Annotated in this window: 17 protein-coding genes; 2 read left to right on the top strand and 15 right to left on the bottom strand. The window is 63.3% G+C overall.

Annotation, left to right across the window (positions count from 1 at the left end; genetic code table 11):
- Nucleotides 1–14: 14 nt before the first annotated feature.
- The 9 genes from FCU66_RS18875 to FCU66_RS18835 all read right to left on the bottom strand — a co-directional run bounded on the left by FCU66_RS18875 (nucleotide 15) and on the right by FCU66_RS18835 (nucleotide 9524).
- Nucleotides 15–998 (bottom strand): beta-ketoacyl-ACP synthase III, encoded by a 984-nt coding sequence (locus FCU66_RS18875; protein WP_136621136.1) that lies wholly within the window; start codon nucleotides 996–998, stop codon nucleotides 15–17.
- Nucleotides 995–2260 (bottom strand): adenosylmethionine--8-amino-7-oxononanoate transaminase, encoded by a 1266-nt coding sequence (locus FCU66_RS18870; protein WP_136621174.1) that lies wholly within the window; start codon nucleotides 2258–2260, stop codon nucleotides 995–997. Before FCU66_RS18870 ends, FCU66_RS18875 begins: the two co-directional genes overlap by 4 nt.
- Nucleotides 2257–2895, bottom strand: a complete 639-nt coding sequence (gene bioD, locus FCU66_RS18865) for a dethiobiotin synthase (RefSeq protein WP_136621135.1) — start codon at nucleotides 2893–2895, stop codon at nucleotides 2257–2259. Before bioD ends, FCU66_RS18870 begins: the two co-directional genes overlap by 4 nt.
- A complete protein-coding gene (locus FCU66_RS18860) occupies nucleotides 2892–4031 on the bottom strand; it encodes an 8-amino-7-oxononanoate synthase (protein WP_136621134.1) in 1140 nt (379 codons plus the stop codon). The genes bioD and FCU66_RS18860 overlap by 4 nt, the downstream gene beginning before the upstream one ends.
- The gene (bioB, locus tag FCU66_RS18855) at nucleotides 4028–5029 is read right to left on the bottom strand and encodes a biotin synthase BioB (RefSeq protein WP_136621133.1); all 1002 of its coding nucleotides are present in this window, start codon (nucleotides 5027–5029) and stop codon (nucleotides 4028–4030) included. Before bioB ends, FCU66_RS18860 begins: the two co-directional genes overlap by 4 nt.
- Nucleotides 5030–5126: 97 nt before the next feature.
- Nucleotides 5127–5981, bottom strand: coding sequence for a carboxylating nicotinate-nucleotide diphosphorylase (gene nadC, locus FCU66_RS18850; RefSeq protein ID WP_136621132.1), 855 nt, complete (start codon nucleotides 5979–5981; stop codon nucleotides 5127–5129).
- The gene (locus FCU66_RS18845; protein ID WP_136621131.1) at nucleotides 5981–7522 is read right to left on the bottom strand and encodes an L-aspartate oxidase; all 1542 of its coding nucleotides are present in this window, start codon (nucleotides 7520–7522) and stop codon (nucleotides 5981–5983) included. Before FCU66_RS18845 ends, nadC begins: the two co-directional genes overlap by 1 nt.
- Complete coding sequence (gene nadA, locus FCU66_RS18840; protein ID WP_136621130.1) at nucleotides 7519–8493, bottom strand: quinolinate synthase NadA; 975 nt, start codon at nucleotides 8491–8493, stop codon at nucleotides 7519–7521. Before nadA ends, FCU66_RS18845 begins: the two co-directional genes overlap by 4 nt.
- Before the next feature lie 65 nt (nucleotides 8494–8558).
- The gene (locus FCU66_RS18835) at nucleotides 8559–9524 is read right to left on the bottom strand and encodes an NUDIX hydrolase (RefSeq protein ID WP_136621129.1); all 966 of its coding nucleotides are present in this window, start codon (nucleotides 9522–9524) and stop codon (nucleotides 8559–8561) included.
- 622 nt (nucleotides 9525–10146) lie between these two features.
- Here FCU66_RS18835 and FCU66_RS18830 point away from each other — a divergent pair.
- Nucleotides 10147–10725 (top strand): NADPH-dependent FMN reductase, encoded by a 579-nt coding sequence (locus tag FCU66_RS18830; protein WP_136621128.1) that lies wholly within the window; start codon nucleotides 10147–10149, stop codon nucleotides 10723–10725.
- A 38-nt stretch (nucleotides 10726–10763) separates the two neighbouring features.
- Nucleotides 10764–10958 carry a hypothetical protein gene (locus FCU66_RS18825; protein ID WP_136621127.1) on the top strand — a complete coding sequence of 65 codons (195 nt, stop codon included), beginning with the start codon at nucleotides 10764–10766 and terminating at the stop codon, nucleotides 10956–10958.
- A 35-nt stretch (nucleotides 10959–10993) separates the two neighbouring features.
- On the opposite strand, the gene FCU66_RS41960 is transcribed toward FCU66_RS18825, so the two are convergent.
- The 6 genes from FCU66_RS41960 to FCU66_RS18800 all read right to left on the bottom strand — a co-directional run bounded on the left by FCU66_RS41960 (nucleotide 10994) and on the right by FCU66_RS18800 (nucleotide 16452).
- Nucleotides 10994–11251, bottom strand: a complete 258-nt coding sequence (locus FCU66_RS41960; protein ID WP_246093945.1) for a hypothetical protein — start codon at nucleotides 11249–11251, stop codon at nucleotides 10994–10996.
- Between the two features lie 41 nt (nucleotides 11252–11292).
- Nucleotides 11293–11631 (bottom strand): hypothetical protein, encoded by a 339-nt coding sequence (locus FCU66_RS41955; protein ID WP_246093944.1) that lies wholly within the window; start codon nucleotides 11629–11631, stop codon nucleotides 11293–11295.
- Nucleotides 11632–11678: 47 nt separating this feature from the next.
- Entirely contained in the window at nucleotides 11679–13157 is a 1479-nt protein-coding gene (gene cls / locus FCU66_RS18815; protein WP_246093943.1) for a cardiolipin synthase, read from the bottom strand.
- A 105-nt stretch (nucleotides 13158–13262) separates the two neighbouring features.
- The gene (locus FCU66_RS18810) at nucleotides 13263–14546 is read right to left on the bottom strand and encodes an NAD(P)/FAD-dependent oxidoreductase (RefSeq protein WP_136621126.1); all 1284 of its coding nucleotides are present in this window, start codon (nucleotides 14544–14546) and stop codon (nucleotides 13263–13265) included.
- 51 nt (nucleotides 14547–14597) lie between these two features.
- Nucleotides 14598–15404, bottom strand: a complete 807-nt coding sequence (locus FCU66_RS18805; RefSeq protein WP_136621125.1) for a family 1 encapsulin nanocompartment shell protein — start codon at nucleotides 15402–15404, stop codon at nucleotides 14598–14600.
- A complete protein-coding gene (locus FCU66_RS18800) occupies nucleotides 15397–16452 on the bottom strand; it encodes a Dyp-type peroxidase (RefSeq protein WP_136621172.1) in 1056 nt (351 codons plus the stop codon). The genes FCU66_RS18805 and FCU66_RS18800 overlap by 8 nt, the downstream gene beginning before the upstream one ends.
- Between the last annotated feature and the right edge of the window lie 308 nt (nucleotides 16453–16760).

Genomic DNA, 16760 nt, shown 5'->3' with positions numbered 1-16760 from the left:
AGCTGGTTGCCCGGCTAAATTCCAACGACGAGCGCACCGCCGCTGAGACCCGCGCCTGCCGCCGCCAGCAGGATTTTCTCGCCCTGCCGAAACGACTCCGATTGATTGGCAAGCGACAGGGAGAGCGGGATCGTCGCTGCGGAAGAGTTGCCGTAGTCGGCGATCGTCTTGACGATTGCTTGATCCGCTATGCCGAGGTTCCTCCCGACCACATCGAAAATGCGGGCATTGGCCTGATGCGGCACGAACCAATCGATGTCTTGCGGCTGCATTTTGGCTGCGGCGAGTGCGTCCTGCGAGCAGGCGGTCATCATGTCCACGGCCTTGGCGAACACTTCGCGTCCGTCGGTCATAGTCATTCGGGTTTCCCCGAGGTCCAGGCTGCCATGGAATGGCTTGTTGCTTCCGCCCGCGGGTATCTGGATCAGCCCGTAGCGCGAGCCGTCCGAATCCACCGAGGCGCCGAGAATGCCCCGATCCGGGTCCTCGCACGGACCAATCACCAGGGCGCCGGCGGCATCGGCAAACAGCACGGCACTGGCGCGTTCGGCCGGATTGATACGGCGGCTGAGGATATTGGCGGCAATGACGAGGACCGCCTTGCCGTGCAGGCGGGTAAATCCGTCCGCGAACATCAGCGCATAGATGAAGCCGGCGCAGGCGCCGGTCAGATCGACCGCACCGGCGCGGCTCAGTCCCAGCTGATGCGCGACCAGCGGCGCGGTGGGCGGCAGAAGGTGGTCGGGCGTCGAGGTGGCGAGCAGCAGCAAACCGATGTCGCTGCGGTCAATACCGGCGTTCGCCAATGCCATGTCGCCGGCCTGCGTGGCAAGACCAGACAGCGTGTCTTCGTCAGTAGCCCAGAAGCGCGAACGGATTCCGGTGCGCCGTTCGATCCAGCCCGGCTCGAGCCCGAGATTGCTCTCGATCTCGGCATTCGCCACCTTGCGCCCAGGCGCGTGATGGCCAAACCCGAGAATGCGCGTCGACCTGCTCATGGCCTCGAGCCGAAACGTGCGCCGGCCTCCTCGATGGCGTCATAGAGCCCGTCCAATTCGCCGCCAGTGATGCAATAGGGCGGCAGAAGATAGAGGACATTGCCGAGCGGGCGCACAAGCAGCCCCCGGTCGAGGAAGAACGCGCGCAGCTTCGGACCAATCTCGGCGAGATAACCTGCGGAATCGGCTCGAAGGTCGAGCGCTGCGATCGTTCCCGTCGCCCGGCAGTCGGTGAAGTGGGGATTGTCGCGAAAGCGTTGCAGTCCGGCGACCTGCATCCCACTCAAGGTCGCGATCCGCTCGGCCACCGGCTCGTCCTGCCAGATCTCGACATTGGCGAGGGCTGCCGCGCAGGCAATCGGATTGGCGGTGTAGGAACTCGAGTGGAAAAAGGTCTTCTTCCGGTCCGTCGAAGAGTGAGCCTGGAAGATGGCATCGGTGGCAAGCGTGGCCGCTAGCGGGATGGCACCACCGGTCAAGCCCTTCGAGGTGCACAAGATGTCCGGCGAGACGGACGCCTGCTCGCAGGCGAACATGGTTCCGGTGCGCCCCCAGCCGGTCATCACTTCGTCGGCGATCAAGAGCGTGCCGGAGGCTTCGGCGATCTTTTTCAATTCGGTCAGAACTGACGCCGGATACATCAGCATGCCGCCGGCGCCAAGCACCAGCGGTTCGACGATCAGGGCGGCGGTGCGCCGGTCGCGGGAGACTGCCTCGAAACGATCCAGCGTCTCCTGCTCGCGCCCTGCTGCCGGGAAGGGAATGGTGTCGACCTCGAACAGCAAGGGTTCGTAGGCGGCGTTGAACACGCCGCGGGCGCCGACGCTCATCGTGCCGATGGTATCGCCATGGTAGCTGTGCTCCATGACGGCGATGCGCGAACGCGGCGCGCCGATGTTGCGGAAATAGCCGAGCGCCATCTTCAGCGCGACTTCGACTGAGGTCGAGCCGCTGTCTGAATAGAACACCCAGTCGAGTCCGGACGGAGCGAGGCCGACAAGCGCCCTGGCCAGGCGTTCGGCCGGCTCGTGCGTGAAGCCTGCGAAGATGATCTGGTCGAGGCTCGACGCGGTCGCCTCGATAGCCTTCATGATGCGGGGATGGCGGTGGCCATGCGTAACGACCCACCAGGAGGAAATGGCGTCCAGGATGCGCGTGCCGTCGGCCTTGTGGAGATAGGCGCCTTCCGTCAGCACGATTTCAGGGATCGCCGGCTCGAGCGCGTGCTGGGTGAAGGGGTGCCAGACATGCGAGCCCATCAGCGGCATCCTTCGGCTATCATCGTGAGGTCAAAACTCACGCTCATGGCATGGCTGAGCGTCTCGGGCGTCAGTGGATCGAGGTGAGGCAGCCTTCCCAACACCGCAACATCGCCGAATTCAGCGATCGTCCTTTGGGTGTCGGCCGCTTCGTCGCCGATGAAGGCAACTCCGAGTAGCGGAATGGATCGCGTTCGCAGTGCCTCGATCGACAACAGCGTATGATTGATCGTGCCGAGCGCGGTGCGGGCGCACAGAATGACCGGCAGCTGCCACTGCTCGAATATGTCGATGAACCTTGTGCGCCGATTGAGCGGCACCATCAGACCGCCTGCACCCTCGATGACGAGCGGACCCGGCACGACCGGAAGAGAGAGAGCTGCCGCTTCGATCGCGACGCCGTCGATTTCGGCCGAACGATGCGGCGACAGCGGACTCTCCAAGCGGTAGACTTCCGGCAGCACGCGCCCCGGCGGCAGGTCGGCAAGCCGCGCAACGACCTCGCTGTCGGTTTCGTCGTCGAGGCCCGATTGCACCGGCTTCCAGTAGAATCCGTCCAGCAGCCCGGCTAGTCCGGCTGAAAACACGGTCTTGCCAATTCCGGTGTCGGTTCCGGTGATGACGACGCGTTTGGTCATGCCACGCCCAGCACCTCGGCGAGTGCCTCGACCATCGCCGAAATGTCGGCTTCGCCGACATTGAGCGTCAATGAAATGCGCAGACGCGACGTGCCCTCGGGCACAGTCGGCGGACGAATGCCGCGTATGTCGAAGCCGCGCGCCTGCAGTGCCGCCGCCACCGCCATGGTGCGCCTGACGTCGCCGATCACAACTGGCTGGATCTGCGAGCCGCTCGGTAGAACGCCGCAGCGCTCGGCCAATTGACGGCCCGCGAAGGCGATGAGCTGATGCAGCTGAACACGGCGCATGGGCTCGTCAGACAGCATGGCGAGCGCTTCGCGTGCCGCGACCGCCATCAGCGGCGATGGCGCGGTGGCGTATATGAATGGCCGGCAACGGTTGACGAGATAATCGCACAGCGTTCCCGGTCCGGTGACCAGTGCGCCGGACGCGCCGAGCGCCTTGCCGCAGGTATGGAGCGCAATGATGTTGTCGCGGCCCTCGAACGCGGCGGCCAGCCCCCGGCCGTCCGGTCCCCAGACACCGGTGGCATGCGCCTCGTCGACGACGAGGAACGCCTCGTGCCGGGCGGCAAGCGCAATGAGGCTCTCCATCGGCGCGCGGTCGCCATCCATGCTGTAGAGGCTTTCGACCGCGATCCAGACGCGTCCCGTGCCGCCGCCGGCACGCCAGCTTGTGATCGCATCCTCGACGGCATTGATGTCGTTGTGCGCGGCCAGCACGAACTGGGCGCGGCCGGCCTGGGCGCCCTCATGCATGCTGGCATGAGCAAGCTCGTCGAGGACCAGCAGGTCGCCCTTCTGCGGCAAGGCGGTTAGGAGTGCGAAGTTGGCGATGTAGCCGCTGCCGAAGAACAGCGCGCGCTCGGTCCCGAAGAATGCCGCTGCGTCTGCCTCCAATTCCTCATGCTCCGGCGCGTTGCCACGCAACAGCCGCGACCCGGTGGCGCCAACCGGCGTGCCCCGCGCGATCGCCGCCGCAACCGCATCGCCAAGTCTCCTGGAGGCGGCAAGCCCGAGATAGTCGTTCGACGAGAAGTCGAGCCCGGCGCGCGGCGACAGCGTCCGCAGCCGGTCCTTGCGCGCCAGCCCCTGCAAGGTCGCATCATAGCGGGCAAGCGGTGCCCCGTTCATTGCGCCTCGAGTTCCATCGGCTCAATGCCGAGGCGCCGGAACAGTAGGGTATCCTTGTCCTCGCCGGGATTGTCCGCCGTCAGCAGCGTGTCGCCGACGAAGATCGAGTTGGCGCCCGCGAAGAAGCACAGCGCCTGCATCTCGTCGGTCATAGCGGTGCGGCCGGCGGAAAGACGGACATGCGATTTCGGCATCATGATGCGTGCCAGGGCGATCACGCGCACGAATTCGATCGGCTCGATGGGCTTGGCTTCGGCAAGCGGGGTGCCGGCGATCGGGATCAGCATGTTGATCGGAACGCTTTCGGGATGTTCCGGCAGATTGGCCAGCGTGACCAGCATGTCGATCCGGTCCACCGCCTCTTCGCCCATGCCGACAATACCGCCGCAGCAGACCTTGATGCCGGCTTGGCGAACCTGCTCGAGCGTATCGAGCCGGTCGGCAAAGCTGCGTGTGCTGATGATCTCGCTGTAGTAGCGTTCCGACGTATCGATGTTGTGGTTGTAATAGTCGAGGCCCGCCTGCTTCAAACGAGCGGTCTGCTCACTATCGAGCATGCCGAGCGTCATGCAGGTCTCCATGCCGAGCGCCTTGACGCCTTCGACCATCGCCACCACCGCATCCATGTCGCGCGCCTTGGGGTTGCGCCAGGCAGCGCCCATGCAATAGCGGGTGGCGCCGGCGTCACGCGCCTTGGTCGCCTCGGCCATGACGCGCTTGACCTCCATCAGTTTCGACGCCTTCAACCCGGTCTCGTGATGCGACGACTGGCTGCAATACCCGCAATCCTCCGGGCAGCCGCCTGTCTTGATGCTAAGAAGCCGGCTGAGCTGGACCTTGTTGGGATCGAAATTCTCGCGGTGCACGGTCTGCGCTTGAAACAGCAGGTCGTTGAAGGGCGCATCATGGAGCGCCTGAGCCTCTCCCAGGGTCCACGTCCGGCCGCCGTCGAAGGACTGAGCTTCAGGCAGGGTCTTTTCCGAAATCGCTGTGTGCATTTCCATCCTGTTCCTTGCGTTGTGCGACATAGGCGCCTTTGAAATGGCGGACACGGTCGAAAGAAAGCTGGGTAGGTTAGATGGTAGGCCTCGATGGTCAAGGCTCACGGTAGTCGAGGCCGATATCGAGGATCGGCGCGCTGTGAGTCAACCAGCCGATGGAAATCAGATCGATACCGGTTGCGGCAACGGCTTGCGCAATCGCGGCGGTGATCCTGCCAGAAGCCTCTGTGATCGCCCGGCCGGCAACCATGGCCACCGCCTGGCGCAACTCGTCGACCGACATGTTGTCGAGCAGGACAGCGTCGGGGGTGTGGGCCAAGGCTTCTTCCAGTTGGGCTAGTGTGTCGACCTCGACTTCGATCTTGACCAGATGGCCGACGCTGCTTCGCGCGCGCTCGATTGCAGGGTGAATTCCGCCGGCGATGGCGATGTGGTTGTCCTTGATCAAGATCGCGTCGTCGAGGCCGAAGCGGTGGTTGGAGCCGCCACCGGCGCGCACCGCATATTTTTCGACCGCCCGCAATCCGGGTGTCGTCTTGCGCGTGCAGACGATTTTTGCGCCGTGGCCGCGGACCGCCGCGACGATCGATGCCGTTGCGGTGGCGATACCGCTCAGATGGCACAGAAAATTGAGTGCCGTCCGTTCGGCGGTGAGAATGGCCCGGGCCGGGCCAGACACCGATGCAATGACCTCTCCATCCGCGACATGACTGCCGTCTGCCCGCTCTACCGAGATTTCGACCTTATGATCGATCAGTCGGAACGCAAGCATCGCCAGATCGAGCCCGGCGACAGTTCCGGCCTGGCGCGCAGTCAGCAGTGTTGTCGCACGATGGTCCTTCGGTATGACCGCATCCGAGGTCAGGTCGCCGGCCCTGCCGAGATCTTCGAGAAGAGCTGCCCGTACCAGAGGCTCGAGCATGATTGCTGGAAGCGGTGGGAGGTTCATCACGGGATGCTTTCCAGCGCAGGGGAGGATGCGAGTTCCCGCGCTGCGGCGATGGCTGCGTCGAGCGTGAGGTGGGAACGGCGGGCGACGGTTGCATGGTAGGGGAAGTCCGTCCGGAAATGAGCGCCGCGGCTTTCCCGGCGCAGCAAGGCGGCAATCACGATCATCAGCCCAACGGCGGCGGGATCGGACGCCGCGTCGCGCCGCTGCAACAGCGGCAGCAAGGCCCGCGCAGTCTCCTTCAACCCTTCACCTTTCCGCGTGACGCCGAGGGCATGGGACAGGAGAGGGCGCACAGGCGCTGGATCTGGCGCCGGCAGGTCAGAGGCCATTGCTGGCTTTCCGCCACTGTCAGATGACCCTGCGATGCTTTCGGCAACCCAGCGTGCGCAGACGACAGCTTCGGTCAGCGAGTTGCTGGCAAGCCGGTTGGCACCGTGCAGCCCGGTCGACGCGACTTCTCCGCAAGCCCAAAGTCCTGGAACCGAGGTGCGCCCGGCCAGATCCACGGCGACACCGCCCATGTGGTAGTGCTGCGCCGGCCGGATGGGAATGAGATCCCGCGCCGGATCGATACCGGCCTTGCCGCAGGCTGACGCGATCGTTGGAAATTGCCGCGTGAATATCGCGCCTGGTTTGTCGCGGACGTCGAGGAAGACGCGATGGCCGGCGGCAAGATGTCGCCAGACAGCGCGCGCCACGATGTCGCGTGGTGCGAGCTCCGCACCTCGCACGCCGTCGAGGAAACGCCGGCCTGTCTCGTCGACGATTGTGGCGCCTTCGCCGCGGACCGCCTCGCTGATGAGCGTCATGGGGCGGTTCGACCCATCAAGCGCGGTCGGGTGGAACTGGATGAATTCGAGGTCGGCCAAAATTGCACCGGCGCGTGCGGCGAGTGCCAGGCCCTGGCCGCAACTGCCGAGCGGGTTTGTCGTGTCGTGGAACAGGCCGCCGATCCCGCCTGTGGCGAGAACGACCCGTCCCGTGGCGAGGAACAGCGCACCTGTCGAACCGTTCGCCAGCACCCCGGTGATCCTGCCGTCCTCCACAGCCAGCCCGCGCGCTTCCACGCCTTCCGCGACCACAATCGACGCAGTGGAACGCACGGCGGAGACCAGGGCGCGCATGATCTCGCGCCCGCTTCCGTCACCTCCGGCATGAACGATGCGCCGGCGACCGTGCGCAGCTTCCAGCCCGAGACGCAGAGCGCCTGCGGGCGTTCGATCGAAGCAGACCCCAAGGCGCGCCAGATCCTCGATCGCGGCCGGCGCCGCGGACACGATGCGCCTTGCTGCTTGTGCGTCGCAAAGGCCGTCGCCTGCGGCAAGCGTGTCGGCAAGATGGAGCGCGGGTTCGTCGTCGTCGCCCAGGCTGGCGGCAAGTCCGCCCTGCGCCCACGCACTCGACGCATCCGCGCCGAGCGGCGATCTCGACAGCAGAAGCACCGGCTCAGGCGCCAGGTGCAGCGCAGTCATCAATCCGGCTATGCCGCCGCCGATGATGACCGGCCGCCCGGCGAGATCGCGGACGTCCATGCTCATACCGCCAGCATCCGCTCGACGGCCAGCCGCGCGCGCCCGGCAATCTCGGGTGCGATGGTCACCTCATGGCGGTTCTGCTCCAGCGCCGTGCGGATGTTGGCGAGCGTTATCCGCTTCATGTGCGGGCACAAATTGCAGGGCCGGATGAACTCGACCTCGGGGTGTTCGACCGCGACATTGTCGCTCATCGAGCATTCCGTCATCAGCACGACGCGGGGTGGCTTTTGCCGCCCGACATAGTCGGACATCGCAGCGGTCGAGCCGGAAAAATCGGCCTCGGCCACCACGTCGGGCGGGCATTCGGGATGGGCCAGCACGATCACGCCGGGATGGTCCTCGCGCAATTGGCGAATGTCGGCGGGCGTGAAGCGCTCATGCACCTCGCAATGCCCTTTCCAGGCGATGATCTCTACATCGGTCCGGGCGGCGATGTTCTGGGCCAGATATTCATCCGGCAGCATGATCACCCGAGGAACGCCAAGCGACTCGACGACAGCCTTCGCGTTGCCTGAGGTACAGCAGATATCGGACTCGGCTTTCACCTCGGCTGACGTGTTGACATAGGTGACAACAGGTACGCCCGGATAGCGTTGCCGCAGCAGCCGCACGTCCGCTGCGGTAATCGAGTCCGCCAGCGAACAGCCTGCCCGCAGATCGGGAATGAGCACCGTCTTTTGCGGATTGAGCAGCTTCGCCGTCTCGGCCATGAAATGCACGCCGGCGAGCACGATGACATCGGCTTCGACCGACATCGCCTTGCGGGCAAGCGCCAGGCTGTCGCCAACGATGTCGGCGACACAGTGGAAGATCTCCGGCGTCTGGTAGTTGTGCGCCAGGATGACCGCGTTTCGCTGCAGCTTCAAATCGAGAATGGCCTCGATATCGTCAGTGAATGCCGGCCATTCGACCGGCGGGATGACCCGCCGTACCCGATCGTAGAGCGCGGCCGTACGTGCGGAGTTGATTAGCATAGCGTCCCTATTATGCTCTATTTGAGTATAACTGAGGCATATGCTTATCTTGAGCATAAGGATTGTCAAGCACGTGAAAGTGGCAATTTCGTCCCTGCGACAGTTCGTTCCGCCAGAACCGTCTGGCGGAAGCGGAAACGCTTCGCCGGGCGCCCGCCTGTGTCCGACATTGTCTCGCCGGTCTCCTCGACCAGGTCCTGCTGTTCGATAAGACGCCGGAAATTCTGCTTGTGCACGAGCCTGCCGGCGAGCGCTTCAACGGTGCGCTGCAACTGCAGCAGCGTGAATGCCGGCGGCATCAGTTCGAACACGACGGGGCGATATTTGATCTTGGTCCGAAGTCTGGCGATTCCCGTCGCCAGAATACGGCGGTGGTCGGCGATCATCGGTCGACCGGGGACAGATAGCGGGCTGCCATTGTCCCGGCCGCGCGCGGCCTCCGCCACCAGCGCGGCTTCATAGAGCAGTTCGTATCGCTGCAGGACGAGCTCCTCGTTCCAGTCGCGATCATCCAGACCAAAGGCATACGCCACGCGCTGTCGGCGATTGTGGCGCAGGTTCATGTCTTCGGCTTCGTCAGCCCAGGCCAAGAGCCGTGGCATGAGGATAGCAGGCAGGATGGGCGGCACGCCCGCACGGTGATCTTCCCACGGAAAATAGTCGTACCAGCCCCGCCAGCCATGCGTCGGCGATCTCTCTGTCTGCTCTTCCCGCGTCAGGCCGAGATAGCTGATCGAGATCTGCACGCGCTCGTCGCCGGTTCGGTCACGGTCGGCGAAGGTATAAAGCTGCTCGATATAGCCCAACGGGTGACCGGTCTGGCGCTCCACCCATGCCCTCAGACCCGACTGCAAGGAGCGATGGCCGAGCTCAAAAGGGCCGGACGGCAAAGCGTCAGCGTGTCCGATGGTCAGGACGCGTGGCTCACCATTGGTCACGGCGATCACAACGGCGATCAGGTCCGCACTGACGGCCCGGCTCCGGTTGTTCCTTGCTGCTTGCCTTGTCGCCTGAGTTGTCTTGTCTTGCATGGGGGTCGACGGGATTCCGGATATGAAGCCGACCGAATGGGGCAAGCCGAGCGAAAAGTGAACCGCCGCACACTGCCCGTCAACATTCAGAGCGAAACGAACGGTGAATGAAACAAGGCAGAACTTTCGAACTCGGTTCGGAGTTTCAGGAGGGCACAGTTTGAGCCACCCTCGGCAGTCAATTCGCGATGCCAAACCGGCCTGAAGACATCGACGCTCGGCGACGGTTGTTTCCGCCGCTCCGTGGAACCGACAGCAGGCGAAACGATCGGGAACACGGGTATCCCTCGCTTAGCAGAGGATACGCGCCCGGAGAAGGCTTCAAGTTTGACGGGGAGCTACTTCTGTGCCACATTGTTGAAATCTATAGACAATTTGTCTTTCGGCTTGGCCAAAATGTCCCAAAATCAAGCGAAGGACAACTTAAGCTATTGATCTTGCGTGATGCAGGGAACTGGCACGAACGATGCTCTATGTCCTGCTGCCAAGCCGCGCAATGACGCCCGAACCTCGCGCGCGCCTTGCCGCATGTCGTGACCGGGCGGCGTTTCACCACGGCGGAACGGCGATCGGCATGGATGCGGGATCGTCAGAACCTTCGGGCCGAACGTAGGAGGTACAAATGACCAAGCACAAAGTTGGCTATCTCATCGGCAGCCTCGCGCGCGAATCCATCAACCGCAAACTCGCGAAGGCACTGGTGCAACTTGCCCCGCCGCAACTTGAGATGTCGGAGATCTCCTTCAAGGACTTGCCGCTCTACAGCTACGACTACGACGCGGACTTCCCGCCGGTCGCTCGCGCCTTCAAGGACGCTATCGCCGTTGTCGACGCCGTGCTTTTCGTCACGCCGGAATACAACCGCTCCATCCCCGGCGGTCTGAAGAACGCCATCGACTGGGCAAGTCGCCCCTATGGCAAGAATTCCTTCGCCCGCAAGCCGTCCGCAGTCATTGGCACATCGCCCGGCACCATCGGAACCGCGGTCGCCCAGCAGGGCCTGCGCAGTGTGCTGAGCTTCTGCAACTCACCGCAGATGAACGCACCTGAGGCCTACATCCAGTTTACGCCTGGCTTGATCACGGATGCCGGTGAGGTCACGGTTGAATCCACCCAGGAATTCCTGCGCAACTACATGGCCGAATTCAGCATGTTCATCACCAGGGTGCTCCAGGTGCTTCCGAGACAGGCCTCGGCATGAATCGAGAAGACCGGATAGTTCAAAGGGAGTTTGCCACTATGTCACGACACAACGAGATGCCACCCGTGCCGCCCGCCAGTCGCAGCCCGAAAGGGGTAGGAGGAAGTCCGAAAAACAAGAAGGAGACGATATCCGAAAAGAAGATCGACAACCCGTCGGAGCAGGGCGAAACCGGCAACATCCGACTGAATACGACGAATGCTGGGTTCTTTCATGGTCGCCGAGTGAAGTGAAGCCGCATGCCCGGCGCGCCAAGGAGACCGGAGGGTCAGGCCGCCTGAATCTGGGCGAGTAGATTGTTGTAGCTGCCGTAGAGCGCATTGGAGCCGATGAGATGCGGCATTCCGTTGCGGATCAAGGCGAGTGCCGGTGTGCCGTTGGCGTGCAATTGCTGGAACAGCGTACGGCCACGGCCGACCAGGTCCCGATGAGCCAGCAGGAATTCTTCCGATGGCGCCGACACAAGCCTTGCTGCGTCCGCCATGCCGGCGTCTTTCAGAACCTCGGCCACACCGCCCGTCGTCACGATGTCGCGGCCATCGACATAGCGGGCGTGCTGGATGGCCTTCAGCGCCGGCAGCCGGCGGCGCGGATCCTTGAAACCGGCACGCTGATGCCGAGCGTGGCGGCGCCGGAGTCAAGCAGCGTGCCGGGCACGTTCAGAACATTGTCCAGATAGGCCTGGCTGAAAGGCTGACCGCTCAGCTGCTCGATGCGCTGGTCACTGTCCCAGGCATGGGCAGCGAAACCCGCGTCCAGTGGTCGGGCGCCGGCACCCGAGAAGAGACCTGTTGGCAGCGCGTCGATCGCGACGCCGTCGGCCGCAAGTCTGTCCAACATCGGCGTGGCGCCGTAGCACCAGCCGCAAAGAGGGTCGAAAAGATAGGTTATGGCGGCGCTGATCATGGCTGTCTGCTCCGGGTGGGTAGTACCGCAAATTGGAGGCGACCTGTCTAGAGTATCGGCGCCATCATGCCCACCGCGTTCTGCACCAGGCGCCTATGAAACGGCCAGGCCTTGACCGTGTCGAGCGTGACCGGCCGCGACACGGCGAGGTAGCCCTGCTGGCGAGCGCGGACCGCGACGGCGGCGTCTTCGTCCGCTATCAGCAGGTTGTTTTCGAAGTTGAGCTGCATGCTGCGCCGGTCCATGTTGGCTGATCCGACCAGCGCGATCTTCCCGTCGATGGTCATCGATTTGGTATGCAGCAGCCCCAGCGGATACTCGTGGACGCCCACGCCATTGGAGAGCAAGTCCGCATAGCAACTGCGGCTGGTGTTTTCCACCAACCATGAATCGTTGCGTTCGGGGAAGACAATTGTCGTCCCGACGCCCCGGCGCGGGGCGGCACACAAGGCGCGCAGGACCGCCTCGTCCGGTACGAAGTAGGGCGTCGTGATGATGAGTTCCTTGCGCGCGGAATAGATCGCGCCAACGAAGGACTCGGACATGGCATTGCCGAGCGTCGTCGGTCCGGTTCCGTACATCTGCGCCACGCTTCCCGGCTGGAAATGCTCCGGCCCAGGCTGGGCTGCGGCAAGCCCTTCCAGGGGCTCGCCGGTTTCGGCGATCCATGTGCATAGAAACAGATACTGTGCCTGGCGCACCACTGGTCCTTCGCAACGCAGGAAAATGTCCACCCAGGGCGCATACTTCGCCTTCACCCGGAATGCCGGATCTGCACAGTTCTGGCTGCCGCAATAGGCGATGCGATTGTCGATAATGACGATCTTGCGATGATTGCGCAGGTCAGCGCGGCCCACGGCCAGATGCCCCAGGCGCGGAATGTCATTCAACGTGGCAACCAACAACACACCCGCTTCGCGCAACTGCCGCCAGCGTGGACCGCGGATAAGGGAGCGTGAGCCCAGAGCGTCCACCATCACGCGGCAACGCACGCCGCGTTGCGCGGCATCAGCGACGGCGTCGGCGACCTTGCCGCCATTTTCGTCGTCGAGCCAGATATAGAAGCCGATGTGCACATGCTCCTTTGCCTGTTCGATATCCCTTGCCAGCGAGTCGATCGCGATATCGGAGTCGAATGTCGGTTGGTCGCTGGACGCCTCGGGATCACCCAGAAGCAGGATGCGATTGCCCGCCACCGGCCGCAGCCCATTGATCGACCGGCAAAGGTCGAATTGGGCGGCTGCTTCCGGCGCAATGGTTTCCGGCGCATAGGCCGCGTCATCGGGCCGGGCGGTTCGGTCTTCCGCCGCCTTGAGCCGTTGCGCGCGCTTGCGCCCGATGCTGGTCTCGCCAAGGAGTAAATAGGCAATGACACCAAGCAGCGGCAGGAACATGATGACAACCACCCAGGCTACACGGGCGGCAGGTGTGCGGTTGGCGCGGGTAATCGCGCGCACCACTGCAATCAGGTGCACGACGAACAGCGGCAGGCCAAACAGAGCTTGCATGCCCAACAACGACGCCATCGCGTGTCCTCCGTTGCCGCTATTTTGTCGGTAAGCTAGCGCGTCGCGATCACGGCCGACAATCAAGGCTCGCCCCTCAGCAGCATATTCTCCGCCGACCGGTCGCTAAAGCTTGATCCCGCCCTTCTTCGCCTCGCCTTGCGTGATCAGGCGGGCACTGCGCTCGCCGCTGGTATGGATCCACAGCCAATTCAAGGCAACGGCGAGGCGATTTCGCAGGCCGATCAAGAAGAAAATGTGCGCAATGCCCCATATCCACCAGGCCATTCGACCCTTCAGGCTGATCCAGCCGAAATCCACGATGGCGGCGCGCTTTCCGATCGTCGCGAGATTGCCGGCGTTCTTGTATGTGAAGGGCCGCGGGACGTCCTTGCCCCGCGGCCGTGCCTTGATCACTTCGGCGACATAGCGCCCCTCCTGCTTGGCGGCTGGCGCAACACCTGGGACTGGTTTTCCATCCGCGGTTTCGACATGGGCGGTGTCACCGATCGCAAAGATGTTTGGATGTCCCGGGACTGTCAGATCCGCTTCCACGAGCACCCGTCCCGCGCGATCGGCCGGCGCATTCAGCCAGTCCGCCGCGGGCGAGGCGGCGACCCCCGCTGCCCAGATAATTGTTTTCGCGGCGAGAAACACTCCGTCAAGCTCGACCCCTGCATCTCCACATTTGGAAACAGCGTGCCCAAGCTTGATTTCGACTCCGAGCCGCGTCAGTGCCCGTCGAGCGTAGGCGGACAGCCGTTCACTGAAGCCGGAGAGGATGCGGGGACCGGCCTCGATGAGCACGACACGCGCGCTGCGCGTATCGAAATTGCGGAAATCGTTGCGCAAAGTGTCGTGGGCGAGTTCGGCGATCGTGCCGGCCAGCTCAACGCCAGTCGGACCTGCGCCGATGATCACAAAAGTCAGGAATTTGGCGCGCTCGGCGTCGTCCGTTTCCCACTCGGCCTGTTCGAACGCCGCGAGAATCCGCCTTCTGATCTTGGTGGCATCCTCCAGGGTCTTCAGACCCGGCGCAAAGGGTTCCCATTCATCATGACCGAAATAGGCATGGCGAGCACCGGTCGCTAAAACCAGCGTGTCGAAAAAGATCGGCTCCTCCCCGTCCAGAAGCACCTTTCGCTCCTGAACCTCCACGCCGACGACGCTGCCTTGCAGCGTCGTGACGTTCTTGTGCTTGCGAAGAAGATAGCGGATGGGCCAGGCGATTTCCGACGTCGCGAGCGCGGCTGTGGCGACCTGATAGAGCAGTGGCTGGAACAGATGATGGTTACGGCGATCGACAAGTGTGATGCGGAACGGCGCACTCGCAAGATCGCGCGCGGCCGCAAGACCACCGAATCCGGCTCCGATGATGACGACATGCTGCACAGGGGGATCAACAGCCATACGCTCGGACACCTCAGATATTTGCCAATTCGCTCGGCACTGCCTTCGCCATCACTTTTTCGGCGGCGCGAGCACCACTGAAGCTTCGGCGGTCAACAGCTGGAAGGTGAATGTCTCCTGCAGGTAGAGTTCGACTTCTGTGCCGGAGTGGCTGAGGTAGCCGATGGAAAGGTCCTGGCCGATATCCAGCTCGAAATCGCCGCCACGCGTGGTGAGCACGAACCCACCCTCGATGGCCGGAGCCCAGATGATCCCGCCGTCCACCACACGCTCGAGATGATGGAAGACCGGGTAGCCTTCGTCGCTGCCACCGCTCGCGGCCGTATACGCCGCCGCACCCAGCACGAGCGCATAGGGCCCATTGACCCCGGCCAGCCGCAACTGGCTGACCGCCTGTCCTACAGCTTCCGGATAGCCCATTACATTGGCGGGGAGCGCGACAGTGGCATTGCTTGTGCCTTCGCGAATGCCTTGGATGCCGGCGGCGGCATAGCCATCGAAGACGGAGCGATCCTCGGCGAAGGCGATCTTGCGCGCCGCTTCCTTCACCGGCGACCAGTCCGAATCCGCAGCACCCCGGTCCACATCGTCAATCGCCTGGCGTGTGAGCACGAACGGAACCCGCAATTCGACCAGCGCTTTCACCACGCGCTGTGCGGACTGGACCCCTTCGCCAGGTGTGGGAATCTGCTTGAGATGACCGGTACCGACAGCCGAAAGGTCGAAACCTTTCGGGCCGACAACGTCCACCACGCGCCGCGCCGCCAGATGGCGCTTGAGCGTCCGGGACGCTTCCTGTTCGATCTGCTCCCATGCCTCTTCAGAGATGGGCGCGAGGTGCCGATGGAGATTATTCATGTCCTGCCTCTTTCTTAAGGGATCCGATCCCGAGTGAACCATCGTTGGCGTTCGGCTGGGGCGCCTCGGGGGCTTGCAGCTCTTTCGCGCCGCTGTCGTCAGCCGCCTCGGGGCTGACGTCGTCCAGGAACGTCGCCGTCGGCACGAAGAACAGCGCTCCCGTCACCGCGCGGCTGAAATCCAGCAGATGGTCGTAAGTGCCCGGCGGGCTGCCTATGAACATGTTCTCGAGCATCGTCTCGATGCGCTGTGGGGAACGGGCGTAGCCGATGAAATAGGTGCCGAACTCGCCCTTGCCGACTTCGCCGAACGGCATGTTGTCGCGCACGATCTGAAGCTGTTCGCCGTTCTCTTCGATCGACGTCAGGACATTGTGCGCGTAGGGCTTCTTCACGGAATCGAGCTGTTCGATGTCGGACAGCTTGTGCCGGCCGATGATATTCTCCTGTTCCTCGACAGGCACCTTGTTCCACCGCTCCACGTCGTGCAGGTATTTTTGCACGATCACGTAGCTGCCGCCGGCAAAGTCGGAGTCTTCATCGCCGACAAGGGTGGCCGCTTCGGCGGCCTGGCCCACCGGGTTTTCGGTTCCGTCGACAAAGCCGATCAGATCGCGGTCGTCGAAAAATTTGAAGCCGTGCACCTCGTCCACGGTCGTGACCGCGCCGGCGAGCCGCGACATGATGTGGGTCGCCAGTTCGAAGCATAGGTCCATGCTTGCCGCCCGGATGTGAAACAGGATGTCGCCGGGTGTCGAGACGGCGGTATGCACGCCGCGTATCTCACGGAATGGATGCAGGTTCTTCGGCCTAGGCGCTCCAAACAACCTGTCCCAGGCCTTGGAGCCAAATCCCATGACGCATGACAACTGCCCATTGAGATTGCGGAATCCCACGCCGCGCAACAGGCTGGAGAGGTCGGCGCACACGCCGCGGACCGTCTCTTCGGCCGCCGTTCCGGGATTGATCGTCACCACCAGGAAGATCGCCGCCCGCGTAAGCCTGGCGGCGACCGATTGGGAGACGGGAGGCGGTAAGCTTGAAACCATATTCGATCCGTTCGTTTGGCGTGCAGTGTCAGCGTCAGCACCGCGCGCGCGGCATGTCAGACCAATTTGTAGGCCCCGGTTTCCGTGCCGTCGAGCACCCGACCTATAGAACACTTGTCAGCAACGTGAGATCAACGAGATCAATTCGCCACTTTCGGCTCATCGCACGCGTGGACGGTGTCAAGCATGCCGGCCTTGCCTATCGACGACCCTAGTCCATATCGCGAAACGCATGCCCGTCGGCCGCGACACCTTCCACAACGCTCGGGGGCAGCAAGTCCTGCGCCGCAGTACCGTCAAAGACCCAC

This window comes from Mesorhizobium norvegicum, from assembly GCF_004919685.1.
GTDB lineage: Bacteria > Pseudomonadota > Alphaproteobacteria > Rhizobiales > Rhizobiaceae > Mesorhizobium > Mesorhizobium norvegicum.
The sequence above is the reverse complement of the archived record's forward strand: the minus strand, read 5'-3'. Positions and strand labels throughout refer to the sequence as shown.

Bases quoted from the DNA above. Each gene is read 5' to 3' on its own strand.
- FCU66_RS18825 (WP_136621127.1), top strand. From the start codon at position 10,764: ATGTCACGACACAACGAGATGCCACCCGTGCCGCCCGCCAGTCGCAGC.
- bioB (WP_136621133.1), bottom strand. From the start codon at position 5,029: ATGCACACAGCGATTTCGGAAAAGACCCTGCCTGAAGCTCAGTCCTTC.
- FCU66_RS18805 (WP_136621125.1), bottom strand. From the start codon at position 15,404: ATGAATAATCTCCATCGGCACCTCGCGCCCATCTCTGAAGAGGCATGG.
- nadC (WP_136621132.1), bottom strand. From the start codon at position 5,981: ATGAACCTCCCACCGCTTCCAGCAATCATGCTCGAGCCTCTGGTACGG.
- FCU66_RS18845 (WP_136621131.1), bottom strand. From the start codon at position 7,522: ATGAGCATGGACGTCCGCGATCTCGCCGGGCGGCCGGTCATCATCGGC.
- cls (WP_246093943.1), bottom strand. From the start codon at position 13,157: ATGGCGTCGTTGTTGGGCATGCAAGCTCTGTTTGGCCTGCCGCTGTTC.
- FCU66_RS41955 (WP_246093944.1), bottom strand. From the start codon at position 11,631: ATGATCAGCGCCGCCATAACCTATCTTTTCGACCCTCTTTGCGGCTGG.
- FCU66_RS18810 (WP_136621126.1), bottom strand. From the start codon at position 14,546: ATGGCTGTTGATCCCCCTGTGCAGCATGTCGTCATCATCGGAGCCGGA.
- FCU66_RS18830 (WP_136621128.1), top strand. From the start codon at position 10,147: ATGACCAAGCACAAAGTTGGCTATCTCATCGGCAGCCTCGCGCGCGAA.
- FCU66_RS18875 (WP_136621136.1), bottom strand. From the start codon at position 998: ATGAGCAGGTCGACGCGCATTCTCGGGTTTGGCCATCACGCGCCTGGG.
- bioD (WP_136621135.1), bottom strand. From the start codon at position 2,895: ATGACCAAACGCGTCGTCATCACCGGAACCGACACCGGAATTGGCAAG.
- FCU66_RS18835 (WP_136621129.1), bottom strand. From the start codon at position 9,524: ATGCAAGACAAGACAACTCAGGCGACAAGGCAAGCAGCAAGGAACAAC.
- FCU66_RS18800 (WP_136621172.1), bottom strand. From the start codon at position 16,452: ATGGTTTCAAGCTTACCGCCTCCCGTCTCCCAATCGGTCGCCGCCAGG.
- nadA (WP_136621130.1), bottom strand. From the start codon at position 8,493: ATGCTAATCAACTCCGCACGTACGGCCGCGCTCTACGATCGGGTACGG.
- FCU66_RS18860 (WP_136621134.1), bottom strand. From the start codon at position 4,031: ATGAACGGGGCACCGCTTGCCCGCTATGATGCGACCTTGCAGGGGCTG.